This window comes from Bradyrhizobium sp. 41S5 (genome assembly GCF_011516665.3).
Taxonomy (GTDB): domain Bacteria; phylum Pseudomonadota; class Alphaproteobacteria; order Rhizobiales; family Xanthobacteraceae; genus Bradyrhizobium; species Bradyrhizobium quebecense.
In genome coordinates this window covers 5,238,079-5,255,268 of sequence record NZ_CP083721.1, presented here as the reverse complement: position 1 = coordinate 5,255,268, position 17,190 = coordinate 5,238,079, and the positions used below count along the sequence as shown (strand labels likewise).

16 protein-coding genes and 1 pseudogene are annotated in these 17,190 nt (G+C 64.5%); 8 read left to right on the top strand and 9 right to left on the bottom strand.

The window, feature by feature from the left end; translation table 11 throughout:
• Window positions 1-12: 12 nt before the first annotated feature.
• The 5 genes from HAP47_RS25655 to HAP47_RS25635 all read right to left on the bottom strand — a co-directional run bounded on the left by HAP47_RS25655 (window position 13) and on the right by HAP47_RS25635 (window position 3,457).
• A complete protein-coding gene (locus HAP47_RS25655; RefSeq protein ID WP_173642216.1) occupies window positions 13-1,197 on the bottom strand; it encodes a beta-ketoacyl-ACP synthase in 1,185 nt (394 codons plus the stop codon).
• The gene (locus HAP47_RS25650) at window positions 1,190-1,666 is read right to left on the bottom strand and encodes a 3-hydroxyacyl-ACP dehydratase FabZ family protein (RefSeq protein WP_173642217.1); all 477 of its coding nucleotides are present in this window, start codon (window positions 1,664-1,666) and stop codon (window positions 1,190-1,192) included. The genes HAP47_RS25655 and HAP47_RS25650 overlap by 8 nt, the downstream gene beginning before the upstream one ends.
• An 8-nt stretch (window positions 1,667-1,674) precedes the next feature.
• Complete coding sequence (locus tag HAP47_RS25645; RefSeq protein WP_021081038.1) at window positions 1,675-1,974, bottom strand: acyl carrier protein; 300 nt, start codon at window positions 1,972-1,974, stop codon at window positions 1,675-1,677.
• Window positions 1,975-2,155: 181 nt separating this feature from the next.
• On the bottom strand, window positions 2,156-2,512 hold the full coding sequence (locus tag HAP47_RS25640; RefSeq protein WP_173643120.1) for a hypothetical protein: 357 nt from the start codon (window positions 2,510-2,512) through the stop codon (window positions 2,156-2,158).
• An 87-nt stretch (window positions 2,513-2,599) separates the two neighbouring features.
• Window positions 2,600-3,457, bottom strand: a complete 858-nt coding sequence (locus tag HAP47_RS25635; protein ID WP_231168371.1) for an ion channel — start codon at window positions 3,455-3,457, stop codon at window positions 2,600-2,602.
• A 111-nt stretch (window positions 3,458-3,568) separates the two neighbouring features.
• On the opposite strand from HAP47_RS25635, the gene HAP47_RS25630 reads away from it, so the two are divergent.
• Window positions 3,569-4,195 carry a ParB-like protein gene (locus HAP47_RS25630; protein ID WP_173642219.1) on the top strand — a complete coding sequence of 209 codons (627 nt, stop codon included), beginning with the start codon at window positions 3,569-3,571 and terminating at the stop codon, window positions 4,193-4,195.
• On the opposite strand, the gene HAP47_RS25625 is transcribed toward HAP47_RS25630, so the two are convergent.
• The 3 genes from HAP47_RS25625 to HAP47_RS25615 form a co-directional block, all read right to left on the bottom strand.
• Complete coding sequence (locus tag HAP47_RS25625) at window positions 4,156-4,668, bottom strand: MgtC/SapB family protein (RefSeq protein ID WP_173642220.1); 513 nt, start codon at window positions 4,666-4,668, stop codon at window positions 4,156-4,158. The two genes, HAP47_RS25630 and HAP47_RS25625, sit on opposite strands and share 40 nt — an antisense overlap.
• An 8-nt stretch (window positions 4,669-4,676) precedes the next feature.
• Window positions 4,677-5,255, bottom strand: a complete 579-nt coding sequence (locus tag HAP47_RS25620) for a peroxidase-related enzyme (RefSeq protein WP_173642221.1) — start codon at window positions 5,253-5,255, stop codon at window positions 4,677-4,679.
• Window positions 5,256-5,353: 98 nt separating this feature from the next.
• A complete protein-coding gene (locus HAP47_RS25615; protein WP_173642222.1) occupies window positions 5,354-7,099 on the bottom strand; it encodes an ATP-binding protein in 1,746 nt (581 codons plus the stop codon).
• A gap of 513 nt (window positions 7,100-7,612) precedes the next feature.
• Here HAP47_RS25615 and HAP47_RS25610 point away from each other — a divergent pair.
• The 6 genes and pseudogenes from HAP47_RS25610 to HAP47_RS25585 form a co-directional block, all read left to right on the top strand.
• Window positions 7,613-9,388 (top strand): annotated as a pseudogene (locus HAP47_RS25610) (putative bifunctional diguanylate cyclase/phosphodiesterase); the annotation flags it as partial.
• Between the two features lie 435 nt (window positions 9,389-9,823).
• On the top strand, window positions 9,824-10,780 hold the full coding sequence (locus HAP47_RS25605) for a catechol 2,3-dioxygenase (protein ID WP_173642223.1): 957 nt from the start codon (window positions 9,824-9,826) through the stop codon (window positions 10,778-10,780).
• Between the two features lie 145 nt (window positions 10,781-10,925).
• Window positions 10,926-12,203: a sulfite dehydrogenase gene (soxC, locus tag HAP47_RS25600; RefSeq protein WP_173642224.1), complete on the top strand. Its 1,278-nt coding sequence runs from the start codon at window positions 10,926-10,928 to the stop codon at window positions 12,201-12,203.
• A 34-nt stretch (window positions 12,204-12,237) separates the two neighbouring features.
• Complete coding sequence (locus HAP47_RS25595) at window positions 12,238-12,735, top strand: c-type cytochrome (RefSeq protein WP_231169002.1); 498 nt, start codon at window positions 12,238-12,240, stop codon at window positions 12,733-12,735.
• Between the two features lie 189 nt (window positions 12,736-12,924).
• Entirely contained in the window at window positions 12,925-13,230 is a 306-nt protein-coding gene (locus HAP47_RS25590; RefSeq protein ID WP_231168370.1) for a BA14K family protein, read from the top strand.
• Between the two features lie 159 nt (window positions 13,231-13,389).
• On the top strand, window positions 13,390-14,877 hold the full coding sequence (locus HAP47_RS25585) for an amino acid permease (RefSeq protein ID WP_173643123.1): 1,488 nt from the start codon (window positions 13,390-13,392) through the stop codon (window positions 14,875-14,877).
• Window positions 14,878-15,078: 201 nt separating this feature from the next.
• Here HAP47_RS25585 and HAP47_RS25580 read toward each other — a convergent pair whose 3' ends face one another.
• Entirely contained in the window at window positions 15,079-15,321 is a 243-nt protein-coding gene (locus HAP47_RS25580) for a hypothetical protein (RefSeq protein ID WP_173642226.1), read from the bottom strand.
• 145 nt (window positions 15,322-15,466) lie between these two features.
• Here HAP47_RS25580 and ggt point away from each other — a divergent pair, with 145 nt between their 5' ends.
• Complete coding sequence (ggt, locus tag HAP47_RS25575; RefSeq protein WP_231168368.1) at window positions 15,467-17,173, top strand: gamma-glutamyltransferase; 1,707 nt, start codon at window positions 15,467-15,469, stop codon at window positions 17,171-17,173.
• Window positions 17,174-17,190: the final 17 nt, after the last annotated feature.

The following is a 17,190-nucleotide window of genomic DNA, read 5'->3' as shown; positions in this document are numbered from 1 at the left end:
GCTTGCGCCGGATTACTTGACGGCCTCGACCAGTGCCATGCCTTCGCCCTGCCAGTGGCCGACCCCCAATACGACAATCTGGGTTGGCGCTTCGGTCTTTTCAACCTCCAGCCCGGTCGGGTCGTTGGCCGGATAGAGCGCGCCGCGCGAGATCGATAACGCGGCCAGCGCCAGCCCGAGCGGGAACTGCGCCTCCATGGTGTGCCCAAAGGTCGTTCCGGTGGCGCGCACGGCAAGGCCGGGATGCCGAGCGAGGAATTCGCGCTCCTCGGCGGTCGCAGGCTCGGCGCCGGTCGCGCCCGTGATCAGCATCGCGTTGTCGTTGCTGACCCCGAGCTGCGGCCACATCGCCTGCAGCGACTTCGTCACGGCGCCAGGCTGCTTGCGCTTGGCAAGATCGGCGACCACCTTGGTCAGCCTGGCGTACGGCTTGGCGCCGCGCGCCTCGGCGTGCTCGCGCGACTCCATCACCAGGAAGGCGCCGGCGGAGCCGATGGCGAAGCCCGGGTTGTTCCGGCGGGCCCAGACCGACGCGTATTGATCCTTGAGGGCGAAGTCGCCGAACGAATAGAGCATCAAGAGGTCGCCGCGATCGCCGTTGTGGGCCGCGCCGACCAGCGCGATGTCGCTCTGTCCGGCTCCGATGCGCGCGACGGCGATCCGCGCAGCGTCGATGCTCGCGGCTTCCTCGCCCATGAAGGTGCGCGACGTCCCGCACACGCCGTGAACGATCGCGATGTTGCCGGCGAGCAGGTTGGAGAGCTGCGCCAGGAACAGCGTCGGGCGCAACTCGTTCATCAGCTTCTCGTTGAGGACGGCAGGCGGCAACTTGCCCTGCGCATCGGCGTTCATGATCGCCAGGTCGACATTGAGGTCACGCTCGCCGCCGCCGGCTGCGATGATCATGTCCATCCGCGACAGGATTTCCTGATTGCCTTTGACGCCGGCGGAATCAAGCGCCAGCCCGGCGGCGTAGGTGCCGATCCGCTGCCATGTCTCCATCTGACGCTGATCGCCTTTCTTCGGGATCTGGGCGTCGAAGCTGACGGGGGCGATCGGATGGATCACGTACGGCGCGAGGCGTTTCTCGTCGGCATTGACGCGCTTGGCGCCGAGCGCCTCCCAATGCGCATCCAGTCCCTCGCCGAGCGAGGAGAGCAGGCCGACGCCGGTGATCCAGACTTCCTTCTCAGCCATTACTCATTGCCTGCAGCGGAAACCCGATCTTGTTGGCGAGCGCATCCATGTGCACACGCAAGTCCGGGCTGGGGAAGGGGATATGGCGGAAGGTCAGCTCGGCGTTGCACTTGAGCTCCTTGCCGACGCGGACTTTCGCCGAGGTCACGGTGAAGCCTGAACCTTCGTGTTCAATCTTGGCTTCGATCGTCAGTACCGAGCCGGGGCTGACGAAGCCACGCATCTTGGCTTCCTTGACCATGGCGAGGAAGGGCATGCGCTCGAACTTGGTCAGACCGAGGATCAGCCAGCCCGAGCTCTGGGCCATTGCTTCGGTGAGCAACACGCCGGGCATGATCGGGTAGCCCGGGAAGTGCCCCGCGAACACAGAGTGGCTGTCCGGCGGGACATCCGCCTCGACGACAATGGTCTTTGCGTCGAGGTTGAGGTCGACGATCCGATCGATCAGCTGAAAAGTTTCAAGCTGCATGATGGCGATTACGAGGCCGAGCCCGTGCCTGCGTTCTTGGCCGCAACCAACTCGTCGATGCGGTCGGCGAGATTCTGCAACACGAAGTACTGCTCCGTCGTGGCCTTGCCGTCGTTGACCTCCTGGGTCCACTTCTCAAGCGGCATCTTGATCCCGAAGGCCTTGTCGATGGCAAAGGCGATGTCGAGGAAGTCGAGGCTGTCGATCCCCAGATCGTCGATCGCGTGGCTCTCCGGCTTGATCGTATCGCGCGGGATGTCGCAGGTCTCCGCGATAATGTTGGCGATCTGCTCGAATGTGGAGGACATCATTAAGCCTTTGATATATTGAAGGTAATTCCGGGTCGGCTCGGAGGAGGCGGGCGCGGTGCCCCGGATTGCCTGATTGCTGCTGCCGGAGTCGTGTGCCCGTATATCGGAGCAGGGCCGTTAGTTCAATGGAGCTTGGTCGGCCGGGCGAGGACGGTTTTTGGGTGCGGTTCCGGCCTGCCTAGCTACGTGGCATCACCGTAATCTTCGCGCAATCCCGGCGTCCCATCAGCACGCAATCCTGGGTCTTGCGCAAATCGGCGATGCTCATGGCAAGCCAGATACCGATCGCGGTGAGCGCCACGGTGAAGGCGAAGGCGGCGATGTTGGCAAGCATGCGCTGGCGGAAATCGTCCGGCTCCTCGCGCGGCTTCTCATAGCGGGAGAGGTCGTTGGCGACGGAAACAGGAGCGACGGAAGCCGGGCGGGTCGATCGGACCGCCTCCTCGCGCTTGCCGGACGGCTGCGCCGAGGTACGCGGCCGGAATTTCAGCACCACGTGCTCGTCATCCGAGGAAATTGGCCGCTGCATCTTCACTGTTGTCAGTCCGGTCGCGTCGCCGCTTATGTTTAGCATGTTCGCTGCGCTTCACACCTAAAATCTTGATGCGCGCAGAGGTGGTATTTATCCTTCGATGGTCTCGTGGAACCGACTGTAGTCGATGCGCAGACGGCCGTCGTCGGTCGTATGCAGGATCTCGGCATAGCGATGGCCGAAGCGTACGTCAGAATTTTCGTACGATTTTCGCGCATGCACAGTTTGCGCTGCAACGTCGTCATAGCCCGACACGAAGAGGCCGAGCCCGGCATTGACGGCTTCCAGTTCCGCGGCGTCGAGGCCGTGGAGCGGGCTGTCCTGGTCGATCACATGAAACAGGGTCCAGCTCAGCGCCAGCGCCGGGCTCTCGCTGCGCAGGAGCGGCAGTTCGTAGAACCGGCGGTATGGCATGCCTTCCTTGCTGACGCCGTTCTTGAACAGCCACAGCCGCGCGTTGGCATTGGCGATGATGTTGTGCCGCTCGTTGGCCAGGCGGATCATCAACGTGAGCTGGCCCTCATGGTCCGAGATCACAGGATTGTCGGCGAACAGCAGCCGCGCGCTCGGCCGCGAGAAGCGGGCGAAGATCAGCTCGGTCATCAGCGACATCGAGAAGATGCCGGTGAAGAGTTCGATGGTGGCGATGAAGTGCCCGTAATGCGTCTGCGGGTGCATGTCGCCATAGCCCGCGGTCGACAGTGTCTCGATGCTGAAATAGAGGTAGTCGACGTACTGGCCGTCAGGCACGTTGGCGATCGGCTGATCGCCAAGCCAATAGAACAAGGCGAAGACGGCGTTGAAGGTGATGAACACCAATGCTGCACCGCCAATAAAGGCGGGCCAGGACGCCGTCATGCAGCGATGGCTGATGTCTGCCCAGAAGCTGAGCTCCAACCCCTCGGTCACGACCTCGCGGTTGCCGAGCCGGATCGTGCGGGCTTTCACGCGTTCGCTTGCTCTCAAAGCCATTCGGCCGAACCGGCTCTTTCGCCTGTCTGCGTCATCATGACATAATGGAACTCATTCCGGAGTGCCGGTCAAACGGGAGCATCAATCATGGCCCATACGCGCGAGCCTTACGTCAAACCGGTCCCGATCCTGTCGCTGCGGCCGACCCAGATGACGGTCGGCATGCACGAGGTGAAGGAGAAGCGGAAGCGCTGGCGCGAGCACAAGTCGGACAAGAAGCGCGCCGAACTTTTAGGCAAGCACATGATCCCGGTCGTCCATGGTCCCGACGATCGCTACTACGTGGTCGATCACCATCATATGGCGCGGGCGCTGCACGAGGAGGGCGTCAAGGACATCCTGGTCACGGTGATCGGCGATCTCACGATGGTCGAGCGTGACGTGTTCTGGGGCGTGATGGACAACAAGCGCTGGGTCTATCCCTACGATTCCAAGGGCGAGCGCCGGCACTTCAGGGACATTCCGAAGTCGATCAAGGATCTCAAGGACGATCCTTTCCGGAGCCTCGCCGGCGAAATGCGCCGGGCCGGCGGTTTTGCCAAGGACACGACGCCATTCAGCGAATTCCTGTGGGCCGATTTCCTGCGCCGCCATATCCCGCGCAGGACGGTGGAGAACAATTTCTCCAAGGCGCTGGAGAAGGGGCTGGCGCTGGGCCGCGGCAATGGCGCGATCTATTTGCCCGGCTGGTGCGGGCCGGCATCTGACGACTGACCGGGCACGGCCTCCGGTCCGTGTTGGTCCTCGTTGCCGCCGAGCGCGTGGTGCAGCCACCGCTCGGTGCGCTTGCCTAAGGTCAGCAGCAGGAATGCCAGCAAGAGCGCGGTGATGACGATCGGCCAGCGTCCGGCGCCGCAGACAATGCCGACGCAGGCGGCGAAGAGCGCGCATGCGGCGCTGGTGAGGCCGTGGACGTGATAGCGGTCGCCCCGTCGGACGATCACACCGGCACCAAGAAAACCGATGCCGGTCAGCACACCCTGGATTACGCGGCTGACCGCATCGGTGAATTTCCCGGGATCGACCGCCTGCAAGGCCAGCAGCACGACCGTGGCCGTCGAGAGGCTGACGAGACCCAGTGTCTTCAGCCCGATCGGCTTGCCGCGCAGGTCGCGGTCGAGCCCGATCGCGCTGCCGGCAAGAGTGGCTGCGCCGAGACGCAGGATGATCTCGCTCCAGTCTACCAAGGCGTCCTCTATTTCGGCTGCCGGCCGAGCATGTAGAACTCGGCGTTCGGCCGCATGCCGGTGACGTTCGCTAGCCGGTTCGAAAGCGCGAAGAAGGCTGCGACCGCGGCGATGTCCCAGACGTCGTCGTCGCTGAAGCCGTGGGCGGCGAGCGCGGCAAAGTCCGCCTCCGAGACCTCCTCGGCCGCCCGGCTGACCTTCATCGCGAAATCAAGCATCGCGCGCTGCCGCGGCGTGATGTCGGCCTTGCGGTAGTTGATCGCGATCTGGTCGGCGATCTCAGGGTTCTTGGCGCGGATGCGCAGGATCGCGCCATGGGCGATCACGCAATACTGGCACTGGTTCGCGGCGCTGGTCGCCACCACGATCATCTCGCGTTCGGCCTTGGAGAGGCCGGAGTCCTTTTCCATCAGCGCGTCGTGATAGGCAAAGAACGCGCGAAACTCGTCGGGGCGGTAGGCCAGAGTGAGGAAGACGTTCGGCACGAAGCCGGACTTCTCCTGCACCGCCAGGATGCGGGTGCGGATATCCTCGGGGAGCTTGTCGAGAGCAGGCGTCGGGAAGCGTTTTGCGGTCGGCTGCGTCATGAGATGGTTCCGGCGTGCCGCGGGGACGCGGCGTCACGCGAAACCATAGTGGATGACGGCTTGGGCGCAAGGCGCATCGGCGTCCTGCCATAATGACGTCAGCGCAGTGGCTTCTTCAGGAGCGAGAAGCGGTCCGGATCGAGGCCCAGTGACGGCTGCAGCATCGGCGCCTCGGCAGGCGCCACGGTGCGCGGCGGTGCGGGAGCGTTGAAGTTGGCGTCGCTCTGCGTGTCGCGATGCGAGGTGGCGCCGCGCCAGCGCTCCAGCACGGCGCTGACGAAATGCATGTCATGGCCGGCGGTGACCGACGGCACCGTTGCGATGGTGGCTTCGCCGCGCGGCAACTGGTGCGGCGGCACCTCCTTGAAGCGCAGCCGGGTCGGCAGGGCCACGCCTTCGCCGAACGCCAGCACTTCGCGGGTGCCGAGCGAAGGCACGAACGACAGCAGGTTGGCGGCGGCATCCGACACCGCGGAGCGCAGCAGCGCCTGGTCGCGGTCGTTGGCGAGGCGCATCGTGAACAGCGTGTTGCACTGGGAGATGATGGTCGCGTCGAGCTCGGCCGGACGCTGCGTGATCAAACCGAGATAGACGCCGTATTTGCGGCCTTCCTTGGCGATGCGCGACACCGCCTTGCGGGTCGGCCCGAAGCCGATGTTGCGGTCCGCGGACGCGTAGCGGTGCGCTTCCTCGCAGACGAACAGCATCGGCGAGACGCCGTCGCTCCACAGCCCGAAATCGAACGCCATCCGACACAGCACCGACACCACGGAATCGACGACTTCGGCCGGGAAGCCCGCGAGTTGCATGATGGTCATCGGCTTGCCGTTGGCGGGCAGGCGGAACAGATGGCTGATCACCTCGGCCATGGTGTCGCCGCCGACATTGGCGTTGTCGAACATGAAGGCGTAGCGCGGATCGTTGCGCACCGCGTCGATGCGCGAGATCAGCTTGTGATAGATGATGCGCGAGGAGCGGTTCTCGAGCTTGCCCATGCGCTCGTCGATCAGCGAGATCAGGTCGACGAGGCGATAGGGCACCGGCGTATCGACGGTGTAGCCGACCTGCTTGGGGTCGACCCGCTTGAGCCCGAGACCGACCCGGTCGGAGTTCTGGTACTGGGTGTAGATGCCCTTCGCCATCGGTATCACTTCGGCGAGGATGTCGAGTTCTTCGGGCACGCCAGGCCGGCCGCCGAACAGCACGTCGACGATCTCTTCGAAGTTGAACAGCCAGAACGGCAGCTTCAGGTTTCGCGGGTTGAGCACCTGCGCGCGCTCGCCGAAGCAGCGGCCGTATTCGTTGTGCACGTCGAGCAGGAAGATGCGCAGGTTCGGCCGCGACTTCAGGATCTCGTTGAGCAGCAGCGACACGCCGGTGGATTTGCCGACGCCGGTCGAACCGAGCACCGCGAAGTGCTTGGACAGCATCTCCTCGACGTCGACATAGGCGATAACCGAACGATCCTGCTGCAGCGTGCCGACATTGATCTGGTCCGAGCCGCTCGGCGCATAGACCGTGCGCAGCTCCTGGTTCGTGATCAGATCGGTGCTGTCGCCGATGGTCGGATAGTGGGTGACACCGCGCTGGAATTTCGGGCGGTCGCCGCCGAGGATTTCGCCGAGCAGGTCGACCGAGGCGGTCGCCATGTATTCGTCGGACGCCGGCAGGTTCTCGCACGACACTTCGGTAATCATGGCAACGATGACCGAACTCGCGCAGCGGATACTGACGAACCGGCCGACGGTCGCGCGCATTTCCGAAAACTGCATCTGGCCGCCGGCCAATAGCCCAACCCGGGCCTGCGAGCCGCGCACAGAGATCACACGTCCAAAGGATGTCACAGTTCCAGCCTGGCTCGTTCTCAAAATCTAAATGTTCGGACCAATATGCGCGCCCGGGTTTGGAAAAACCGTTAAATCGCCGAAGTTGCGTATCAGCTAAATCTACGCCTTCCCGGTGACGATTTGTTTCTATCGTGCAGCGAGATTGCGCTCGGTCGCGCCCATCGGCGGCGAAATCGTCGCTTTCCGGCACAGCCGGGTTTGTTTCGCGGTTTTTCCGTTAAGGCGGGATTCACCATCTCCGAGGAGTGCATCGGCAGCTCCGCAGGTTTACGGAGATTTCGGCGCGATTCCTTACTCTCTGTCTCTAGGTATCGCGTAACCGATTGCTAACTGCGAGTTGTAACGACCTTTCCATCAGTGGTGCGTAACGATGCGCGCCCGGGAGAGATCAGCGTGCGCATCGAACACCGCAATTCATCGTCAGGAAATGCCGACGCCGGCTCGACCAAGGGGCTGGCGTTCTGTGCCGGCCTGCTGGTCGGAAGCCTGTTCGGAAGCGTGACCGCGCAGTGGAGCGAGCGCGAAGGCCTGTTGATGGCGGCCTTCGCGATCATGGCCGTGATCGTCTTCCTGTTGCTGAAGCGGCATGAAATCTCCGACGCGCGGGTCGCCGGCGAACGTCGCAATCTCATGACCGCCGTGGACAACATTCCGCAGGGGCTCGTGCTCTACGATGCGTCGGCGCGCATCATCATCTGCAACCGTCCCTACATCGAGATGTTCGGGCTCTCGCCCGATGTGGCGAAGCCCGGCTGCACCATGCAGCGGCTGATCGCGCACCGGCAGGAGACCGGCTCGTTCGATGGCGACGTCGACGAATTCTGCGATGCCATCATCCGCAATGTGAAGCTCGGCAAGGCGACGCGTCAGCTGACCGAGGCGCCGGGCGGGCGCGCGATCGAGATCGTCAACAAGCCGCTGCCGGAGGGCGGATGGGTGGCGACCATCGAGGACATCACCGAGCGGACGCGCACCGAGAACAAGATCGCGCATATGGCGCACTATGATGCGCTCACCGATCTGCCCAACCGCCTACTGTTTCGTCAGCGCCTCGAGCAGGCGCTGAAGGCGATCGGACCTGACGAACAGATCGCGGTCATGTATATCGACATCGACGAGTTCAAGAGCGTCAACGACGCGCTCGGCCATCAGATCGGCGACGAACTGCTGAGGGCCATCGCCGAACGCCTGCGCTCCTGCGTCGGGGGGATAGATGTGGCGGCGCGGCTCGGCGGCGACGAGTTTGCCGTGATCCAGACTGCGGTCCGCGATCAGACCGAGACCATGCAGCTGCTGGCCGCGATCTATCAGACCATCCGCCAGCCGATCGATTGCAGCGGGCACCTGATCACGACCGACGCCAGCATCGGCATCGCGGTCGCGCCCGCCGACGGCCTCGACCTCGATCAATTGCTGCGCAACGCGGACCTCGCGCTCTATGGCGCGAAGAGCGATGGCCGCCGCACCTACCGGTTCTTCGAAGCCGGCATGGATGCGCGCGCCAAGGCGCGGCGCAGCCTCGAACTGGAATTGCGCCAGGCCATCGCCGACGGCAGCTTCGAGCTGCACTATCAGCCGCTGCTCCATCTCGAGGACGGCCGGGTCAGCTGCTGCGAGGCACTGGTGCGCTGGCGGCATCCCGAACGCGGCACCATCTCGCCGGCAGACTTCATCCCGGTCGCCGAGGATACCGGCCTGATCAACGATCTCGGGCACTGGGTGCTCAACACCGCGTGCCGGGAAGCCGTGAACTGGCCGGATCACATCAACCTCGCGGTCAACGTGTCTCCGATTCAGTTCAAGAGCCAGACGCTGGCGCTGAACGTCGCCGCCGCGCTCGCGGCGTCGGGGCTCGCGCCCTCGCGGCTCGAGCTGGAGATTACCGAAGCCGTGCTGATCCGTGACGACGAGGCCGCGCTCGATATCCTGCATCAGCTGCGTGAGCTCGGCGTCCGGATCGCGCTCGACGATTTCGGCACCGGCTATTCGTCGCTGAGCTATCTGCAGCGCTTCCCCTTCGACAAGATCAAGATCGATCGCGCCTTCATCAAGGATCTCGCGGGGACCGGCGCGTCGTCCACGATTGTCCAGGCCGTCGTGAACATTGCCGCCGCGAGCGACATGACCACGACCGCGGAGGGCGTCGAGACCGAGCAGCAGCGCAACCTGCTCCGCATCCTCGGCTGCACCGAGATGCAGGGCTATCTGTTCAGCCGGCCGGTGCCGGATATCGAAATCCGCAAGCTCTTGTCGTCGCATCACGAGAGGGCCGTCTCGGTCGCCTGACCGCCGGCCTCGGCCGCTTTCAATATGTGATTTCAGCCACAGAATGCCGCGCGAGCGCCGGCCATCTTGTTGATACCCAACAGGAGGGCTCCGCCATGTACATTCTCGTGAATGCGCTTCTCGTTCTCGCGATCGCGTTCTTCTTCTTCCGATGACCGATCGCCGTACCGCGCGGATGAAGCTCTGCATGGTGTGCGCGCTCGCCGTTGCGATGACCGTATCGGCGACCCTATCCCGGCCGCACGGTCCGGCACCGGTGATGGCGTCGAAGGGCTGGGCACCGACGCTGGCCTCAACGGCTGCCGCAATTTCCGGGATCAACATTTTGTTGACGGGACCTAATCCTTTGTACACTGGTACAAATCGACGCACCGAAGCTCGCGCGCCAGGGCGGCAAGCCGTCGATCGGACGTCGTCGCGGAAGGAGACCGCCCCATGCAGCCGGAACCGATCTTCGATCTCGCTCATCTCGGGCACATGGAGCTGCTGACGCCGAAGCCGGACGAGAGCCTGAAGTTCTTCGTCGATATCATGGGCATGACGGTCAGCGGCCGGAAGGGCGAGTCGGTCTATCTGCGCGGCTGGGACGACTATGAGCGCTACTCCCTGAAGCTCACCGCGTCGAAGACCTCCGGCATGGAGCACATGGCACTGCGGGCCCGCAGCCCGCAGGCGCTCGAACGCCGCGTCGCCGCGCTGAAGGGCTCGGGCTTCGACATCGGCTGGATCGATGGCGACATGGGGCAGGGACCGGCATTCCGCTGCCGCGATCCCGACGGCCACGTCATCGAGCTCTATTACGAGACCGAATGGTACGAGGCGCCGGCCGAGCTGAAGCCGGCGTTGAAGAACCAGGCGCAACGTTTTCCGGCGCGCGGCGTCAATGTCCGCCGGCTCGACCATCTCAACTGCCTCGCGGTCGACATCAAGGCCAATCGCCTGTTTTTCGAGACCTACCTGGGATGCCGCACCACCGAGCAGATCGTGCTCAACGACGGCACGGAAGCCGCGATGTGGATGACGATGTCGAACAAGAGCTACGACTTCGCCTATACCCGCGATCATTACGGCAAGATGGGCCGCTTCCATCACGTGACCTACGCGCTCGACAGCCGCGAGGAGATCTTGCGGGCCGCGGATATTTTTCTCGAGAACGGCGTGCATATCGAAACCGGACCGCACAAGCATGCGATCCAGCAGACTTTCTTTCTCTATGTCTATGAACCCGGCGGCAACCGCGTCGAGGTCGCCAATGCCGGAGCCCGCCTGATCCTCGCGCCGGACTGGAAGCCGATCGTGTGGACCGAGGAGGAGCGCAAGAAGGGCCAGGCCTGGGGGTTGAAGACGATCGAGTCGTTCCACACCCATGGCACCCCGCCGGTGAAAGAATAGAGCGCGCGTTCACTGCGCCGTCGTGCAATCCACGCGTTCGGTATCATGCATCTCATTGCGGAATGCTGCACTGCGCGCAGCAGCATTGCCTCGCCTCGGGCGTTTGGTGTTAGGCTGCACCTCGTAACGTCAGAGGAAAACGTCGATGAGCGAACACACGACGGACAAGCGCGTGCGAGAGGCGTCTCGCAGGCGATTCCTTCAGGCGGGCGCAGCACTGGCCGGTGGCTCCGCGATCGCGGGAGTTGCCGGTTCTACCGCGCTTGCCGAACAGGGGAATAATCTTCCGCCCAACGTGCCGGAATGGATGAAAGCGCCTGGCGATCCGATGGGAAGCCAGCCCTATGGCGCGCCATCGGTCTACGAGAAGGGCGTGGTCAAGAACATCTCGAAGACGCTGCCGCAATATATCTCCGCGTCGGGCCGCACGCCGTTGCAGGAGCTCGACGGCATCATCACCCCGAACGGGCTGTTTTACGAACGTCACCATGGCGGCGTGCCGACCATCGATCCGGCCGAGCACCGGCTGATGTTGCACGGCATGGTCGATCGTCCGCTGGTGTTCACGATGGAGGACATCCGCCGCTTTCCGTCGCAGTCGCGCATCCACTTCCTCGAGTGCTCCGGCAATCCGGTCTACACCAAGCCCTACGGCAAGACGGCTTCCGACCTCGTCGGCCTGCTGAGCTGCGCGGAATGGACCGGCGTGCCGCTGAAGACCGTGCTGGACGAAGCAGGCCTGCAGGCGGGCGCCAAATGGATCGTCGCCGAAGGCGCCGACGCCGCCGCGTTGACGCGCTCGATCCCGATCGAGAAATGTCTCGACGACGCCATGCTGGTCTACAGCCAGAACGGCGAGCGGCTGCGGCCGCAGCAGGGCTATCCGCTGCGCCTGTTGCTGCCGGGCTTCGAGGGCAACATGAACGTGAAATGGCTGCGCCGGCTCAAGGTGGTCGCCGAGCCGGCCTATTCGCGCGAGGAGACCTCGAAATACACCGACCCGATGCCCGACGGCTCGTCGCGCGAATTCACCTTCTACATGGAGGCCAAGTCGATCATCACGCGGCCGTCCGGCGGTCAGAAGCTGACCACGCACGGCTTTCACGAGATCTCCGGGATTGCGTGGAGCGGGCACGGCAAGATCAAGAGCGTCGAGATCTCGCTCGACGAAGGCAAGAGCTGGCAGCAGGCCGAACTGCAGGAGCCGGTACTGACGCGCGCGCTCACGCGCTTCCGCTTGCCCTGGCACTGGGACGGCACCCCCGCAGTGATCCAGAGCCGCGCCATTGACGAGACCGGCTATGTGCAGCCGACGCTGGCGGAATTGGTGGCGGTGCGCGGTCTCAACTCGTTCTACCATAACAACGCGATCTGGCCCTGGCGCATCGATGCTAATGGCGAGGTGACCAATGGCCAGGCGTAATCTGACGACCGCCGCGCTGGTGAGTGCGATCGCGATGCTCGGCGTCGCTGTTCATGCCGACGAGCGCTACGGCATCGGCCGCGAGGCGACGCCGGCGGAGATCGCCGGCTGGAACATCGATATCGGGCGTGACGGCGCGGCGTTGCCGCCGGGCAGCGGCAGCGTCGAGCGCGGCCGCGTCGTGTTCAGCGAGCAGTGCGCGGCGTGCCACGGCGACAGCGGGCAGGGCGGCGTCGGTGACCGCCTGGTCGGCGGGCAGGGCACGCTGGCGAGCCCAAAACCGATCCGCACCGTCGGCAGCTACTGGCCCTATGCCTCAACCTTGTTCGACTATATCCGCCGCGCGATGCCGCAGAACGCGCCGCAGTCGCTGAGCAATGAAGACGTCTACGCGGTGTCCGCCTACATCCTCAGCCTCAACGGCATCGTCCCCGCCAATGCGGTGCTCGATGCGAAGTCGCTCGCCGCCGTCAAAATGCCGAACCGCGACGGGTTCGTCTCCGACCCGCGGCCTGACGTGCATAATCGGTGAAGCGCGGACCAGGCGGCCGTCGCGCGTCGCGGCCGTCGTGCGGCGGCGACAGCTGCCTCGCGGCATTGTGACCTGGTGGTCCCCTGCATCGGGACCTTGGCCGTCACCACATCAGTTGCACAAGGGACGGCGATGCCGTCCCTGTGCAGTTTCTGGGGCGAATTTCAATTGATGCATCGGAGAGGTCCTATGGCCGGACTCAAGGCCGTTGCAGCCGCTGTGCTGCTCGTGGGAATGACATTCACGCCAGTCTCGGCCCAGATCTCGGAGCCGGCGCTTTTCGACGCGCAGAATCCGGGGCGTAGCGCGATCAACGGCGGCGCCCTGACGCCGTGGGGTGAGGCCCAGCAGGCGGCGCAACGTAGCGGCAACCCGGCGAATGCCTATGGGGCCATGCCGGCGGCGCCGTCCTCGTCTTGCGCACGCTACCATTCGTTCGATCCTGCGTCCGGCACCTTCCTTGGCCGCGACGGCCGCCGCCATCCCTGCCAATAAGGCCCTGCACCACGCTTGGCTGTCGTTCTTGGCGGTGGATAAGCGCGTCGGCCGTCGCGCCGCGCCCGAACGCCCGGACGTCGGCCGCGTTATAGTCCGCAGATCGTGTCGGGCCCCGCCGGGCCCGAGCGGCGGAGGGCAGCTGGCGTGACAGACACCCTGGCCGGTTTCTGGGACCGAAAGTCGACCTCGGATCTGCTGCAGGAAGCGGCGCGTGCCGATGGCGACGCGGAGACGCCGGTCTTCAAGCGCTCGCTCTCAGCGTTGCAACTGGTGACGCTCGGTATCGGCGGCATCATCGGCGCCGGCATCTTCGTGCTGACGGGCCATGCGGCGGCCGCGAATGCCGGACCCGCCGTCACGCTTTCCTTCATGCTTGGTGCCGTCGCTTGCGCCTTTGCCGGCCTGTGCTACGCGGAGATGGCGTCGACGGTGCCGATCTGCGGCAGCGCCTACACCTACGCTTATGCCACGCTCGGTGAACTGATCGCTTGGATCATCGGCTGGGATCTGATCCTCGAATATGCGGTCGGCGCGATCGCGGTCTCGATCGGATGGTCCGGCTATTTCGTCAGCTTGATGCGCGATTTCGGCATCAACCTGCCGCAGCAATTCACCTCGGCGCCGCTCGCCTACGACGCCAACACCGGTGTTTGGTCGTCGACCGGTGCGGTCATCAACATCCCGGCGATGGCGATCATCACTTTCGTCACCGCGCTGCTCGTGGTCGGCATCCGCGAGTCCGCGCGCTTCACCAGCTTCGTCGTCGTGGTGAAGCTCGTCGTCATCGCATTGTTTCTCGCGACCGCAGCCTCCTCGGTCTCGCTGGCGAACTGGGTGACGGCGGGCAATCCAGAGGGCGCGCTGATCCCGCCGAACGCCGGTCCCGGCGTATTCGGCTGGTCCGGCGTGGTCCGCGGCGCGGCGGTGGTGTTCTTCGCCTATATCGGCTTCGACGCGATCTCGACCGCGGCGCAGGAGGCGAAGACGCCGGAGCGCGACATGCCGATCGGCATTCTCGGCTCGCTCGTCATCTGCGCCGCGCTCTATGTCGCGGTCGGCTTCGTGCTGACCGGCATCGTACCGTACGACAAGCTCAGCGTGCCCGATCCGATCGCCGTCGGCATCGATGCTGTTGGCATCGGCTGGCTCGGTCCCTTCATCAAGCTCGGCATTCTGTTCGGGCTGACATCGGTGATCCTCATCATGCTGCTGGCGCAGCCGCGGATCTTCCGCGCCATGGCGCATGACGGGCTGCTGCCGGGTATCGCCGCAAGGATCCATCCGCGGTTCCAGACCCCCTATGTCTCGACCATCTTCGCGGGCAGCGTCGCTGCAATTCTCGGCGGGCTGTTGCCGATCGGGCTGGTCGGAGAACTCGTCTCGATCGGCACGCTGTTCGCATTCACCGTGGTCTCGATCGGAACGCTCGTGCTGCGCGTCCGCGATCCGGACTTGCCGCGCCCGTTCAAGGCGCCGGCGATCTGGCTGGTGGCTCCGGCTGCCGCGGGAACCTCGCTGTTCCTGATGTTCGGCCTGCCGCTCGACACCTGGATCAGGCTCGCGGTGTGGCTCGTGATCGGGCTCATGATCTATGCCGGCTATGGCAGACGCCACAGCCGGCTGCGGGCGAGGGGTGGGGTGTAGTAAATCAAGCGCGGCGTCTCCGCGAAGAAGCTGTCGTCCCTGCGAAAGCAGGGACCCATACGCCGCGGCGGGTGTTGTGGATGGGATTCGTTGTTCCAACGCAGCAAACCAATCAACATTCGTGGTTATGGGTCCCTGCTTTCGCAGGGACGACACCGAATTTGTTGCGGCATTGAAAGTCAAACGTCCGCAGCCAAAGGTTCACTCGATCGCGTGCAACGCGCGGCGGATCGCTGCGAAGTTCGCCTCGATCTGGTCCTCGGTGATGACCAGGGGCGGTGAGATCATCAATGTATCGGCGGCGGCGCGGATCAGGATGCTATCGTCGTCGTAGCATCGCCGGGCGCATTCGGGACCGCGCATGCCGATCGCGCCGTTGTGCGGCTTCAGATCGATCGCGGCCGGGCAAGCCGCGGCGCGCGCGTCGGGCTGATGGAAAGTCAAGGCTGATGCGGCGCGCGACGAGCCTATAGTGCGCGGGCGCGCGGCCTGCTACACTTGCTCGCTCCGATAGAAGGAACATACGCCGCACCCAAACGGCGCAATCGGGGGAACTCCAATGCGAAATCCACAAACGGGCGCGCGATGGATGGTCGCGGCCATTGTCGCGATCGGCATCACGACGTCAGCTCCTGGCCACGCCGCGTCGGTTGCGCCGGTCGCCGCCGAGAACGGCATGGTGGTATCCGCGCAGCATCTCGCGACGCAGGTCGGCATCGAGGTGTTGAAGCGAGGCGGCAACGCGGTCGACGCCGCCGTCGCGGTCGGTTACGCGCTGGCGGTGGCCTATCCCGCCGCCGGCAATCTCGGTGGCGGCGGCTTCATGACCATCCAGCTTGCCGACGGCCGCAAGACCTTCCTGGATTTCCGCGAGACGGCGCCGAGGGGCGCCACAGCCAACATGTATCTCGACAAGGACGGCAACGTCATCAATGGCCTGTCGACCAAGGGGCATCTCGCCGTCGGCGTGCCCGGCTCGGTGGCCGGCATGGAATATGCGCGCGAGAAATACGGCACGATGAAGCGCGCGGACGTCATCGCGCCGGCGCTGCAACTCGCCGAGGACGGCTTCGTGCTGGACCAGGGCGACGTCAGCATGCTGCAGACGTCGACCAAGGATTTTCAGGACGATCCGGCCTCGGCCACGATCTTCCTCAACAACGGCAAGCCGTTCCAGGTCGGCGAGCGGCTGACGCAGCACGAGCTCGCCGAGACGCTGCGCGAGATCAGCAAGCGCGGCACCGACGGCTTCTACAAGGGCTGGGTGGGGGCGGCGATCGTCGCCTCGAGCCAGGCCGGCAAGGGCCTGCTCACGCAGGAGGATCTCGACAACTACAAGGTTCGCGAACTCGCGCCGGTCGAATGCGACTATCGTGGCTACCACGTGGTCTCGGCACCGCCGCCAAGCTCGGGTGGTGTGGTGATCTGCGAGATCCTGAACATCCTCGAGGGCTACCTGCTGAAGGAGCTCGGCTACCATTCCGCGCAGGCGGTGCACTATCAGATCGAGGCGATGCGCCACGCCTACGTCGATCGCAACAGCTATCTCGGCGACCCCGACTTCGTGAAGAATCCGCTCGAGCGTTTGCTCGACAAGAATTACGCCGCGAAGATCCGCGTCGTGATCGACCCGGCCAAGGCCGGCGTGTCCAAGGACATCAAGCCAGGCGTTCCGCCGCACGAGGGCAGCAACACCACGCACTATTCGATCGCCGACAAGGACGGCAACGCGGTGTCGGTGACCTACACGCTCAACGACTGGTTCGGCGCCAAGGTGACCGCGGCCAAGACCGGCGTGCTCCTGAACGACGAGATGGACGACTTCACCGCCAAGGTCGGCGTGCCGAACCTTTACGGCCTGGTGCAGGGGGAGGCCAATTCCATCGTCCCCGGCAAGCGCCCGCTGTCCTCGATGAGCCCGACCATCGTCACCAGGGACGGCAAGCCGGTCATGGTGGTCGGGACTCCGGGCGGCAGCCGCATCATCACCGCCGTGCTGCTGACGATGATCAACGCCATCGACTACGGCATGGACGCGCAGGAAGCCGTGGACATGCCGCGCTTCCACCAGCAATGGCTTCCGGAGGCGACCAACCTCGAGGACTTCACGTTATCGCCGGACACCCGGAAGATTTTGGAAGGCATGGGCCATAAGTTCGGGCCACCACAGCCTGCCAATCACCTCGCGGTCATCATCATCGGGGCGCCGTCGCTGGACGGCAAGCCGGTCGGCAGCAACCGCTTCTATGGGGCGAACGATCCGCGCCGCAATTCGGGGCTTGCCGCCGGCTACTGATTGCCGTCGCGCGCTCG

What these genes read in the sequence shown, in the direction of transcription:
- HAP47_RS25655 (WP_173642216.1), bottom strand. Translation starts at nt 1,197, where the DNA reads ATGGCTGAGAAGGAAGTCTGGATCACCGGCGTCGGCCTGCTCTCCTCG.
- HAP47_RS25650 (WP_173642217.1), bottom strand. Translation starts at nt 1,666, where the DNA reads ATGCAGCTTGAAACTTTTCAGCTGATCGATCGGATCGTCGACCTCAAC.
- HAP47_RS25645 (WP_021081038.1), bottom strand. Translation starts at nt 1,974, where the DNA reads ATGTCCTCCACATTCGAGCAGATCGCCAACATTATCGCGGAGACCTGC.
- HAP47_RS25630 (WP_173642219.1), top strand. Translation starts at nt 3,569, where the DNA reads ATGGCCCATACGCGCGAGCCTTACGTCAAACCGGTCCCGATCCTGTCG.
- HAP47_RS25620 (WP_173642221.1), bottom strand. Translation starts at nt 5,255, where the DNA reads ATGACGCAGCCGACCGCAAAACGCTTCCCGACGCCTGCTCTCGACAAG.
- HAP47_RS25605 (WP_173642223.1), top strand. Translation starts at nt 9,824, where the DNA reads ATGCAGCCGGAACCGATCTTCGATCTCGCTCATCTCGGGCACATGGAG.
- soxC (WP_173642224.1), top strand. Translation starts at nt 10,926, where the DNA reads ATGAGCGAACACACGACGGACAAGCGCGTGCGAGAGGCGTCTCGCAGG.
- HAP47_RS25595 (WP_231169002.1), top strand. Translation starts at nt 12,238, where the DNA reads ATGCTCGGCGTCGCTGTTCATGCCGACGAGCGCTACGGCATCGGCCGC.
- HAP47_RS25590 (WP_231168370.1), top strand. Translation starts at nt 12,925, where the DNA reads ATGGCCGGACTCAAGGCCGTTGCAGCCGCTGTGCTGCTCGTGGGAATG.
- ggt (WP_231168368.1), top strand. Translation starts at nt 15,467, where the DNA reads ATGGTCGCGGCCATTGTCGCGATCGGCATCACGACGTCAGCTCCTGGC.